General features: G+C 65.3%; 6 protein-coding genes. 5 read left to right on the forward strand and 1 reads right to left on the reverse strand.

The window, feature by feature from the left end; translation table 11 throughout:
- Window positions 1-11 precede the first annotated feature (11 nt).
- Window positions 12-1,127 carry a LacI family DNA-binding transcriptional regulator gene (locus tag ASD35_RS26790; protein ID WP_255354549.1) on the forward strand — a complete coding sequence of 372 codons (1,116 nt, stop codon included), beginning with the start codon at window positions 12-14 and terminating at the stop codon, window positions 1,125-1,127.
- A 227-nt stretch (window positions 1,128-1,354) separates the two neighbouring features.
- Here ASD35_RS26790 and ASD35_RS21695 read toward each other — a convergent pair whose 3' ends face one another.
- Window positions 1,355-2,848: a tryptophan halogenase family protein gene (locus tag ASD35_RS21695; RefSeq protein WP_235538419.1), complete on the reverse strand. Its 1,494-nt coding sequence runs from the start codon at window positions 2,846-2,848 to the stop codon at window positions 1,355-1,357.
- 204 nt (window positions 2,849-3,052) lie between these two features.
- Between ASD35_RS21695 and ASD35_RS21700 the strand changes: the two genes are divergently transcribed.
- The 4 genes from ASD35_RS21700 (at window position 3,053) to ASD35_RS28205 (ending at window position 12,587) form a co-directional block, all read left to right on the forward strand.
- Window positions 3,053-4,627 carry a hypothetical protein gene (locus tag ASD35_RS21700; protein WP_157275701.1) on the forward strand — a complete coding sequence of 525 codons (1,575 nt, stop codon included), beginning with the start codon at window positions 3,053-3,055 and terminating at the stop codon, window positions 4,625-4,627.
- 42 nt (window positions 4,628-4,669) lie between these two features.
- Window positions 4,670-7,933, forward strand: coding sequence for a TonB-dependent receptor (locus tag ASD35_RS21705; RefSeq protein ID WP_056877007.1), 3,264 nt, complete (start codon window positions 4,670-4,672; stop codon window positions 7,931-7,933).
- A gap of 322 nt (window positions 7,934-8,255) precedes the next feature.
- Window positions 8,256-10,784, forward strand: coding sequence for a dockerin (locus tag ASD35_RS21710; protein WP_200956079.1), 2,529 nt, complete (start codon window positions 8,256-8,258; stop codon window positions 10,782-10,784).
- Between the two features lie 159 nt (window positions 10,785-10,943).
- Complete coding sequence (locus tag ASD35_RS28205) at window positions 10,944-12,587, forward strand: glycoside hydrolase family 5 protein (RefSeq protein WP_056877008.1); 1,644 nt, start codon at window positions 10,944-10,946, stop codon at window positions 12,585-12,587.
- The last annotated feature ends 30 nt before the right edge of the window (window positions 12,588-12,617 follow it).

Below are 12,617 nucleotides of genomic sequence, written 5' to 3' on the forward strand. Positions count from 1 at the left end.
CTTAGAACTCTGTGGCCCCAGATCGCCCGAAAGACTCCACCGAACCCGCCGCGGAGGGACGCCGACGCAGCAGTGCTCCGACGCTTGCCGATGTCGCCCGCGAAGCAGGGGTTTCCAGGATGGCAGCCTCGGGCGCACTCAACGGTGGACAGCGCGGCTCGGTGCGCGTTTCGGCCGAAACGCGGGATCGCGTGTTGGCCGTTGCAGGGCAGTTGGGATATCGGCCGAACGCCACTGCTCTCGCGCTCGCGCATCAGCGGACTGATGCGGTAGGCGTCGTCACCAACTTTCTGGGAGAAGAGCCTAACCTCTACTTCCTGGAGTTGTTCAGTGGCGTCATTCAGGGCGCGACGGCAGCCGGATTGACAACTGCCGTCTTCACCTTGAAGGACTGGCGTGACGCCCCCAGCCGCATACCGACGCTGTGCGACGGCCGCGTTGATGGACTGATCCTGTTGGCCCCACGGCTGCCAGATGACGGCGCGAAGTGGTCGCCAAAACACACACCCATGGTGTCCGTGCATGCCGAGCAACCCGTTTACCGCGTGGTGAACATTGAATCGGACAACGAAATTGGCGCATACGAGATGGTGCGCCACCTGCTCGAGATCGGACACCGACGCATCCTGCATGTCGGCGGACCACCCCAGTACTCCGGGGCGACTCGACGAGTGGACGGCTACCTGCGTGCTTTTGCCGAAGCAGGTGTGGCGCCTCCTGAAGGCCACGTGGTTCGTGCACCGCTGACTGTCGAGGGTGGCCGTGAAGCGATGCAGCATTGGCTGCAGGTTCACAGCGGTGAGCAACTCCCCGAGGCCGTTTTCGGAGGCAACGACGCCATCGCCTTCGGCTGCATCGAGGCGCTGCGAATGCGAGGCGTCCGCGTGCCCGAGGAAGTGTCCGTCGTCGGCTATGACAACAGCTGGATGGCACGCTCAGTGCAAATGGCCACAGTGCACCAGCCGCTGCATGAAATGGGACGGCGCGCCGTCGAGGTGCTTGTGCAGCGGATCGAGGCGCGCAATCGAGGCGACGAGACTGTGCCGAGCCATGTCGTGCTGCCGACCGAGGTCGTGCTGGGCAAGACGTTGGCCTCGCCACGTCGGGCTCGCCTGACCATTGCCTGACCGACGCCCGGGAACGCACTCGATCCCACCGACTGCGACGCTATCTTGAACGGGTCGAGCCCGCGAGGGCCCGGCTCGCGGCTGCGCTGAGCACGAGGCGATCCTGCGCGTCCTTGCGGTGCGCAATCCGCAGGCAGCCGCAGCGGCAATGTGCAGCTGTTCCATTCGTTCCCATGCACGCCGGATCTCCGATTCGGCCGGTTGCGCCGCCGAAGGCCTGTGCGGCTTCAACCACCTGCAATTCGCGACAGCACCTCCGCATGCAACGGCATGGCTTGCGTGGTGCGGCGGATGGCGCTTCGGACGGTTGCCAAGTGCCGCTTGACACTGTCGAGGTCGACCAGGTCGACATAGGGGTCGCGCCGGCGCGGCGTGAGCCCCAATCCCAGCATCAGAGACGCCCAGGACGGCTCCGCAAAGCCCTCCGGGTCGATGATGGCCACGCGGCCGGTCTCCCGGAACAACTCGAGCTGGTGCGCCAGGACGTCCGGAATGCTCATGTCAGCGCAATAGCGCCAGAACTCGCTGTCGCGCCGCTCGCCGAGCTTGTAGTGCAGGACGATGAAGTCGCGGACCGATTCATAGCGATATGCCATCTGCCGATTGAACTCCTCGGCCAGTGAAGGGGCGAAATCACGGTCCGGTAGAAGCGCGGTCAGTCGGCCGACGCTGTCCATGATGAACTGGATGCTGGTGGACTCCAGCGGTTCCAGGAATCCAGCGGACAGGCCGATGGCCACGACGTTCTTGGTCCACGCCCGCTTGCGGCGGCCGGCTGTGAAGCGCTGCGGCCTGGGATCGTCCAGCGGCTTGCCGTCCAGGTTCGCCAGCAAGGTTTGCGCAGCCTCACCGTCGCTGAGATGGCTGCTGCAGTAGACCAGCCCGTTGCCGGTGCGGTGCTGCAACGGGATGCGCCACTGCCAGCCCGCCGAGCGGGCGGTCGAGGTGGTGTAGGGCGTCATCGGGTCGGTGCGTTCGCATGGAACGGCCAACGCCCGGTCGCAAGGCAGCCAGTGGCTCCAGTCCTCGTAAGGGGACTTCATCGCGCCCCCGATGAGTAGCGCGCGGAAGCCCGAGCAGTCGATGAAGAGATCGCCTTCCACGCGGCGGCCGTCGCTCAGATGCAGTGCCTCGACGAAGCCGTTCTGCTCCGAGGTCTTCACGCCGACGATGGTGCCGACGACGCGTTGCGCGCCATGTCGAACCGCGTAATCACGCAGGTAGCGGCCATAGAGTGCCGCGTCGAAGTGGTAGGCGTAGTCGAATGCGTTCGCAGGTGAAGGTTCACCCGGCTGCGGCGGTGTGAATCGCAGCGCACGCGCCATGACCGTGGCGGTGGACCAGTCCTCATAGGATTCGATGCCAGGATCCCGCTCGCGCAGGCGCAGCCAGTAGGACCACAGCGGCCTGTTGTGGATGGGCGGACCGAAGCCTCCAAAGCCGTGGAAGAAGCGGTGGCCGATGCGCCCCCAGTCGCAGAACTCGATGCCCAGCTTGAAGCTCGCCTGCGTGGCACGGACGAAATCGGTTTCGTCGATGCCCAGCAACTGGTTGTAGAAGCGGATGGTCGGCAGCGTGGCTTCACCCACGCCCACCGTACCGATCTCCTCCGACTCGACCAGCACGACCTCACAGTGGTCAGGCCCGTCCGGCCCGCAGAGCATGCGGGCCAGGGGCGCGGCGGTGATCCAGCCCGCGCTGCCGCCGCCCACGATGACCACGCGACGCAGAGACCGACTTCGCATAACAAGAACCCTTCAATGATTCGAAACTGGTCAGCGTGGCGTTTCTACCGATGCGCTTTGGCCTGACCAATTAGATGATATCTCGGTATATCAATATTCCACATTGCGGAGTGGCGTGGGGTGCGGAACAACACCTCCCGGGAAAAACACTCAGCTCACCAGAGAACGAGGAGAGACATCGTGACGAAAAAATGGGTTCCACATGCCGGCAAGTTGACGCTTTTGGCGGCGTGCGCAATGTTGGCCGCCTGCGGCGGCGGCGGTGAAGGGGCGAACGCGGGCGGGCGCCAGCAGTTCATCACCTTCAAATATCCCGGCGGCGGCGAACTGGAGCAGGTGAAGACGCTGTCGGCCACCACGACGTCGGGCCTGGCGGTGAGCTTCAAGTCGTCCACGCCGGACTTCTGCACCGTGTCGGGTGATCAACTCACGTTGGTGAAGGCGGGCGAGTGCCGCGTCATCGCCAGTCAAGCGGGCGGAAAAACCGATGACGGCGTCCAGTGGGCCGCCGCGGACGATGCCGATCAGTTGTTCACGGTGCTGAAGCACCCCCAGCTGCCGATCGTGCCACTCGCTGTGATGGTGCGGGCGAGCAGCGCGAACGTGGAGCTGTCGGCCACGACCTCGGCCGGGATCGCGGCGACGTACACGTCCACCACGCCAACCGTTTGCACGGTCAGCGGCAAGACCTTGACGGCCTCGGGCGCCGGGCTCTGCATGCTGGGCGTGACGGCGCCGGCAAATGACCACTACGCCGCGCTCGAAGGGGGAGTCGCGGCAATCGCAGTCGGACCGATCCCCCCGATGGTGGTCCAAAGGCAGAACAAGACCCAAACGATCGCGCTTGCCGCAGTTGACGCGAGCGGCAGCGCACTGACCTATTCAAGCACCGCGCCCGCGGTGTGCTCGGTCTCCGGCACTTCTCTTCAGCTGACTGCCGATGGTCTTTGCACATTGAGCATGTCCGGGGCAAACGGCGCTTCCGAAACGCTCACCGTGAACGTCGGCCCGCGATTCTTCGCGTCCGGCTTCAACGCGACCACGAGTCGCACCGCGGAGCTGGGTGGGATCGACTCCAACGGCGGGTTCCCGGATGCCTCCTGGTGTGGTGCGGTGACGCCGTCGTACTGCAATCTCTCGGTGACCCCCTTCTCCGCGACCTTCAGCTTCGACATCAAGCCGTCGAACAACCCCAACTGGAAGGGCGACTTCGGCTGGTCGTACTACACCTTCGAGATCGGCGCGCCGATGAAGCAAAACGGTTCCACGTTCGAGGCTCTGCCCTTCGACGTGAAGACCGAGGAGTCGCTGTTCGTCACGCTGAACATGAACCAGACGCTGTTCGACGGGAAGGGCGGCGTTTTCGTCCGCGTCAAGACCAATCACCTGCTGAAGAAGTCCGATGGCTCCGACTGCTACGTGACGGTATCGACGCACGTGCTGCCAACCTCTGCGGCACCTGCGGGCTACGTGCTTCCGTTCAAGGACTTCGCCGTGACGGACAAGTGCGAAAGCGCCGATTTGCCCCAGACCGAGGGCTGGATGTTCGACTGGGGCGTCTCGGCTGAATCGAAGGCCGCTGCGCTCAAGGAAATCAGGACTTACGGCATCCGCGCACTGCAGTTCGCGCCGAACGGCCTGAACACCACCCGGCCGACGCCCAATGCCGACGGCTCCGTGCCCACCGATCCGAAAGATGCGGCCTACACGCTGAGCACCGGCATCACCGTCTTCGGCCCGATCACTGTGCAGTGACGGCCCCTCGGACGCAATACAACGATCAACAGAGACACATCCATGAGACAGTTTCGAACCACAGCTATCCACCGCGGCGTCATTCAGCTCGCGCTGCTGAGCGTCGGCGGTGCCGCGCTGGCGCAGGCTCAGCCGGCCGAGGACAAGAAGCCCCAATCGCTCGAGACCGTGGTCGTCAAGGGCACGCGTGCCGCGCTGCAGAGCGCGCAGAAGATCAAGCAGAACTCCGAGGAGATCGTCGACTCGGTCGTTGCCGACGAGGCAGGCAAGCTGCCCGACAAGTCCATCACCGAAGTGCTGCAGCGCATCGTCGGCGTGACGATCGAGCGCCTGCGCTCGACCAACAACGACCCCAAGCACTTCTCCGAAGGCAGTGACGACCGCATCAACGTGCGTGGCCTGTCGTGGGGATCGTCCACGCTCAATGGACGCGAACTGTTCTCCGCCGGCTGGCCGGGTCGCGACCTGAGCTGGAGCGCGGTGCCGTCCGAACTGATGGCAGCCGTGGACGTCTACAAGAACCCGTCGGCCGAAAGGATCGAAGGCGGCGTCAGCGGCCAGGTGGACCTGCGCACTCACCTGCCCTTCAACTTCAACGGCACCAAGAGCGTCGTCAGGTTCGGCAGCAACTACGAGCAAAAGACGAAGAAGGCGGCGCCAGCGCTCTCGGCCATCTATTCGACCCGATGGGACACTGACTCGGGCCAATGGGGCGCGCTGGTCGACGTGGCTCTGAACCACTCGACCTACGAACAGCAGAAGCTGGAGCTGCAGCCCTACTTCCCCCGCACCGACGTGATCCCCGGCCAGACGGTGTGGGCACCGGGCGCGGCCAACTGGGGCCAGAACGTCGGGACCACGGACCGCAGGGGCTTGTATGGCGCACTGCAGTGGAAGAAGAACGACATGCAGTCGTCGCTGACGGCCTTCATTTCCAAAGGCCGGGACGAGAACACCGGCTCCAACATCTATCCCAGCTTCTCCGACCCGAACTACAACGCCTCGCCCTACAACGTCCTCATCGAGAGGCCGGTGGTCGACGACCGCGGCGTGGTGGTGTCGGGCCACTACAGCTATCCGTTGCGGCTGCCCACGTACCCTGACGGGACCATCAACTGGTCGTATGGCGGCAAGGGCGCGAACCAGTTCGCCGACGGCGGCCTGAGCATGGGCACCAGCCGCGCGTTCACCGAGCACCGCAGCACCACCAGTGAACTGGCCTGGAACTTCAAGTGGGCCATCAATGAAAACTGGGCCGTGCAGAACGACCTGCAGTGGGTGAAGTCGTCCTTCCGCACCCGTGGTGAGGAAGTGCAGACGGCCACCTTCATGCCGAGCATGGACATCACGACCAACGGCAATGCGCCGGTGCAGATGGGTTTCGACCAGAAGACGCGGGACTTCCTGGCCGACCCCGGCAACTACTACTGGCTGTCGGTGATGCCCGGTCGGCTCAAGGGTGACGCCAACCTGTACGCCTGGAAGGTCGACGCGAAGCGCACGTTCGAACATCCGGTGCTGCGCGACTTCGCCTTCGGCCTGCGTACCACATACCGCACCTCGGTGCGCGAACAGGCGGTCTTCGGCGGACAGACGCAGAACGTGGACGCGAGCGTGGGCTGGCAGTCGGTTGCCATCCCGTGGCAGGTGCGCCAGACGGGCACGGCCGGCCAGTTGCCCAACATCAAGAACGACGACCCCAACAATTCCTGGCAGTCGCGCGCCAATTTCGGCTACCTGAGCGACCCGCGCTACGGCGGCGCCGCCCCGACGGAGATCTACAACTACGCGCCCTTCGGCGGCAACCAGCCGCCGAGCGTGGTCTTCCCCACCTATGCCGGCATCAAGGATCCCGCCACCTACGCCAAGCTGCTTCACGACGTGCGTTTCCAGCAATGCCTGGATTCCCAGAAGTGGGCGAATGACTGGAACACAAAGAATCCGACCAACACCGCGACGGTCCCGACGTGCGATCCCAACGCGGCGGACTACACCTTCGACACCAACCTGTACTACGGGCTGAATCCGTTCAAGATCAGCAACGTTGCTGAGCGCACCCACGCCGTCTACGGCAATCTGCGCTTCGGCTTCGACGACTGGCAGGTGCCGGTGGAAGGCAACGTCGGCGTTCGCTTGATCTACACCGGCCGCGCCTCCCACGGCTTCACGTCGTTCACCCACACATACGACAACAACACGCCGCCGGATCTCCCGCGTTTCGGCAACATCAACGACCCCCTGGATGTCAAAGCGAGCCACGTCGACGCGCTGCCTTCCATGAACCTGAAGTTCAACCTGACGGGCGACAACAAGGTCATCGGCCGCATCGGCATGGCCAAGAGCATCTACCGCCCCGGCTTCGACAAGGTGCAGGAAGCCGTGACGCTGGCGCAGACGGTCGACACCGCCAACCAGCTGGTCAACTACACCGGCAAGAACAACGGCAACGCGAAACTCAAGCCCCTGCAGTCGAACAACTTCGACCTTGCCCTCGAGTGGTACCCGCGCAGCGGCCAGACGCTCACGGCGACGTTGTTCTACAAGGATGTGAAGGACCTGGTCTACAACTCCACCTACACCCGCGCCTACGACAGCCTGGCGGGCAATCCGAAGATCTTCGTCATCACCGGCCCGCGCAACGCTGCGAGCGCCCGGCTGAGCGGCATCGAGCTGAATGCGGAGACCTACCTCGACCACTTCGACTTCCTGAAAGCCGTGTTGCCGGACTGGGCCAAGGGGTTCGGCGTGTCGGCCAACTACACCTACATCGGCAGCAAGCAGAAGTTCTACCGCGACGCCCAGACGAAGTACTGCCCCGCTTACAACACCCTCACCGACGACGCGATCAAGGTCTACGGTTGCGACACCAACGGCGTGCCTTTGGGTTCCTTGCCGGTGCCGGGCGTGGTCAAGAACGCCGCCAACTTCGCGCTGCGCTACGACCGCTACGGCTTCTCGGCCCGTCTGGCCTACAACTGGACGAGCCGCGTGCTGAAGAACGTCGGCAACGACAACAGCCCGAACGGGCAGAACGGCACGAGCGCCGATCCGACGCGCCAGACGGCCTGCCGTGGTGGCGCCTGCCGGGACACGTGGTGGGGACTGCCTCAGTACCAGGAGGCCTTCGGCCAGTTGGACGGTGGCGTGTCGTACAGCTTCACGGACAAGCTCAACCTGGCGCTCAGCGTGACGAACCTGAACAACGTGACAGTTCGCCGCACGAACCTGCAGGCCCCGGGCTTCATGGGCTCGTCCTGGAACTTCCCCGGCCGCAGCTACAACCTGACGGGCAGCTACGAGTTCTGAGATCAGGGCACGACAGGCTTTTGTCGGGTCTTCTCTTGAGCCCGTGCCCCTGCCGCCCATGCTTGCCGCCCGGCCGCTGCCGGGCGGCAAGCCCACTTCATGCGACCCACGGCGTTCGGTGGCGACGCTGCCGTATCACCGCCGTCACGGCCCAGTCCATGGGCCGCTCGCATGCCTCGAGCGCTTCTCCGCGGCGCGGCTGAAATTGCCGCCCAAGTCCATCGTTGTCACCGAGGTCGAGCCCAGGCACTGAGCCGCCTCTCCATAACGCCCGAGATCGGAGGAGACAACCGGCCGGGCACCTTCCACTGAAAGGTAGAACATGAGACTGAAGTTGGGAACCTTGATGCTGGCCATGATGGCCGGTTCGGCTGCGCTCGCGCAGACCTGCACGCCGACGGCCATCAAGCCTTATGTGCTGGTCAACGGCGGCTCCTGGCAGCAGACAAGCTCGGCCACCGTCAAGGTCGGCGACTGGGCCATCCTCGGCCCGCAGCCGACGTCCGGCGGCTCGTGGAGCTGGAGCGGCTGCGGCACCTCCGGCACCTCGCGTGAACAGACGATCTCGCCGACGGCGTCATGCACGGCCACCGCGACCTACACCAACAGCTGCGGCGCCAAGACGACGCAGGCCTTCGCCATCAAGTCCGGCACCTGGAGCAACGTGAAATGGGGCGGCGGCGGCTATGTCACCGGCCTGATCTTCCACCCCACCAGCCGTGACGTGCTGTACGCCCGCACCGACATCGGTGGTGCCTACCGCTGGAACGAGTCCAACAAGACCTGGGTGCCGCTCACCGATGGCTTCGGCCCGTCCGAGAGCTTCTTCCAGGGCGCCGAGAGCATCGCGCTGGATCCCAACAACGACCAGCTGGTCTACATGGTGACGGGCCTGTCCAACTCGGCAGACGCCACCGCCCGGCTGTACAAGTCCAGCAACCGCGGCAGCAGCTGGACCGCAGTCAACCTGCCCTTCTCGGCCGGCTCCAACAACGCCGGCCGCGCCATCGGCGAGCGGCTGATGGTCGACCCCAACAAGCCGTCCACGCTGTTCTACGGCTCGCGCACGGCCGGCCTCTGGAAGAGCACGGATTCCGGCAACACCTGGAGCCAGGTGACCTCGCTGTCCTCGGTCAAGATGACGGCCGACCAGATCAGCGCCGCCGGCGGCAACATCAAGGGCGTCGGCGTGGTCGTCTACGACACCGGCACCCGCGGCTCGGGCAACGCCACGCAGACCATCTACGCGGCCATCGCGCCCGACTACGCCAGCGCCGCCGGCCTGACCTCCAACCTCTACCGCTCCACCAACGGCGGCACATCGTGGAGCCCGGTGTCCACGCCGGTCACCGGCTACCACATCCCGCACATGGTGCGCGCGGCCGACGGCATGTTCTACGTGGCGTTCACCCAGGGCTCGGGCCCGGGCGCCAACGGACCTGGCCGGCTCTACAAGTTCAACGGCACGACCTGGACCCCGCTTGCCAGCGTCGACCCGACGCAGTGGACGAGCTTCGGCTACGGCGGCCTGTCGGTCTCGGGCAGCGGCTCGACCACGCGCGTCGCACTGGGCGTGACCAACTCCTGGGGCAACTACAGCGGCCAGCAGGTCGTGCAGCTCTCCAACAACGCCGGCCTGACCTGGCAGGAGATCGCCGCCGCCATGCCGCACTCGCCGGCCAGCGACGGCTTCTCGGGCTGGATCGACGATGTCGAGATCGACCCGTTCAACAGCGAGCGCGTGCTGCACGTGCACGGCGGCGGCATCTGGGAAACGCGCAACGCCTCCTCGACCACACCGAGCTGGACCGAGCGCGTCGACGGCCTGGAGGAGACCGCCACGCTGGGCATTGCAACGCCGCCGGCCGGCGCGACCTACACACTGGTCGACAGCGCCGGCGACATCGGCACCTGGGTCTACACCAACCTGACGCAGAAGCCGACGCTGACCACGGGTGGTGACCGCATCAACGGCAACGCGGCCGACATGGCCTGGTCCGACCCGCAGTACATCGCGGCCGTCAGCTACTCGCACGCCACCAACGCCGGGCGGGGCCACTGGTCGGGCGACGGCGGCAGGACCTGGTCGGCATTCGCGACGCTGCCCAACGGCGCCGCCGCCGGCGCAGGCACCGAAGCGAACATTGCCGTCCCGGCCCGCAACCGCGCCATTTGGGCGCCGACGAACGCCGTGCCCTCGTACACCACCAACAACGGCGCCAGCTGGACGTCGACCAACCTGCCGGCGCTGTCGAACATCAACGCCAACCGCGCCTACCGCGTCGTGGCCGACCGCAAGAACCCGAACAAGGTTTATGCCTACGACTCGGGAGGCCAATGGTGGGGTCCGCAGGGCAAGGTCTACGTGTCGACCGACGGCGGCCAGAACTTCACGCTGAGCCAGGGTTCCGTGAACGCCAACCTGCGCGCCAACCCCTTCGGGTTCACGTCGCTGGCGGTCAACCCCAATGCCGAAGGCCACCTCTGGCTGGCCGATGGCAACACGATCTACCGTTCGGTGGACTCGGGCGCGACCTGGACGAAGTTCAGCCAGTTCGACTCGATCTGGGGCGACCGCCAGACCTGGCAATGGCCTGTCGTGCAGGGCGCCAGCGCCATCGCGCTCGGCAAGCCGGCGCCCGGTTCGTCGTACTCGGCAGCGGTCTACGTGGTGGGCACGATCAACGGCGTCTGGGGCGTCTGGCGCTCTGACGACGCGGGGGCCAACTGGACCCGCATCAACGACGACTCGACCCGCTACGCCGGCATCGGCGTGATCGCGGCCGACCAGAACATCTACGGCCGCCTCTACGTCAGCGGCAACGGTCGCGGCATCCTTTACAGCAACTAGCGCATGGCTCGAGGGGCTGGTGCGCAAGTCCTGGCGCCGGCCCTTCGGCTCAAGTCAAGCGCTATCGAGGAGGCCGCGCTCAGTCCCTGGGCCGGCCACACATAACGCTCGTTCCGGGGGAGACAACCGGCCGAGCCCTTCACTTGGAAAGGTACAACCATGAGACTGCTGTTATCCACCCTGCTGCTGGCCCTCGGTGCCGGCGCGGGCACGGCCGCCCAGGCCCAGAACTGCGGCAGCGGCGGCGGCGCCACCGTCTGCGTGACTGCCAACGGCACCGCCAACAACATCCAGCTGAACTGGACCGTCAGCGGCGCCGTCAAGTCGCTGGAGGTCTATCGCGACACGGATTCCAATCCCACCGGCCGCAGCCGCATCGCCATCGTCGACAAGGCGTCCACCAGCTATGGCGACGGCTCCGCCAACACCGGCACGCCCTACTGGTACTGGATCAAGTTCACGACCGCCTCCGGCAGCTACAACTCCGGCTCGGCCACGGCCACGCGCGGCAGCGGCTGCACGCCGACGGCCGTGACGCCCTATATCAACGTCGGCGGCACCTGGACGCAGACCGCCTCGGCTTCCGTCCCCTCGGGCCAATCGGCCATCCTCGGCCCGCAGCCCATCTCCGGGGGCATGTGGAGCTGGAACGGCTGCGGCACCGTGGGCGCTTCGCGCGAGCAGACCATCACCCCGACTGCCGCCTGCACGGCCACGGCGACCTACACCAATGCCTGCGGTGCCAAGACGCTGCAGTCGTTCACGATCGCTGTCGCCGGCGCCATGCGCAACATTACCAGCATGCAGATGTCCAAGGAGATGTCGCCGGGCTGGAATATAGGCAACACGCTGGACGCGACACCGACCGAAACCTCCTGGGGCCAGCCGCTGATCAACCAGGCGCTGATGAACGGCATCAAGAACGCCGGCTTCAAGAGCATCCGCCTGCCGGTCACCTGGACACCGCACGTCGACGCCAACGACAACATCGACCCGATATGGATGGCGCGCGTCACGCAGGTCGTCAAGTACGCGCGCAACGCCGGCCTGTACGTCGTGTTGAACCTGCACCATGAAGGCGGCTGGTTGAACAACACCACCTATGCCGCCCAACCGGCCAACAACGCCCGATTGACCAAGCTGTGGACGCAGATCGCCAACAACTTCAAGGACTACGACGACTACCTGCTGTTCGCCGCCATGAACGAGATCGGCAAGGAGAACACGGTCTGGGGCGCGCCCAAGGACCCCGAGTGGCTGAACGTCCAGAACGGCTACAACCAGGCGTTCGTGAACGCGGTACGCGCCACCGGCGGCAACAACGCCAAGCGCCATCTCGTCGCCCAGGCCTACGAGACCAACATCGACATCTCCTACGCCTCTGCGGTGCTGCCCACCGACACCATCGCCAATCGCCTGTTCTTCGAGATCCACTACTACGACCCGTACAACTTCACGATCAACGACAAGAGCAACCAGTGGCAGTGGGGCGCCTCCGCGACCGACCCCAACCGCGAGACCTGGGCCAACGAGCCCTATGTGGACGCCGAGTTCCAGAAGATGAAGACGCGCTTCATCGACCAGGGCGTGCCGGTCCTCGTGGGTGAGTACGGCGCCTACAACAAGCCGAACTATCCGGGCATGCCGCCCTACCGCAAGGCCTGGGCCCAGTACGTCACGCGCTCGGCCTGGCTGCACGGCCTGGTGCCGATGTGGTGGGATACGGGCGAGATGATCGACCGCAACACCGGCGCGGTGAAGACGCCCGACGAGATCAGCACCATCGTCAACGCCACCAAGTGATGGCCCGCTAACACCCTTGTGAACAGCGGG

The organism is Pelomonas sp. Root1444 (assembly GCF_001426885.1).
In the GTDB taxonomy this organism is placed as follows: domain Bacteria; phylum Pseudomonadota; class Gammaproteobacteria; order Burkholderiales; family Burkholderiaceae_C; genus Pelomonas.

Excerpts from the sequence above, each read along its gene's own strand:
- ASD35_RS21710 (WP_200956079.1), top strand. The coding sequence starts at position 8,256 with ATGAGACTGAAGTTGGGAACCTTGATGCTGGCCATGATGGCCGGTTCG.
- ASD35_RS28205 (WP_056877008.1), top strand. The coding sequence starts at position 10,944 with ATGAGACTGCTGTTATCCACCCTGCTGCTGGCCCTCGGTGCCGGCGCG.
- ASD35_RS21705 (WP_056877007.1), top strand. The coding sequence starts at position 4,670 with ATGAGACAGTTTCGAACCACAGCTATCCACCGCGGCGTCATTCAGCTC.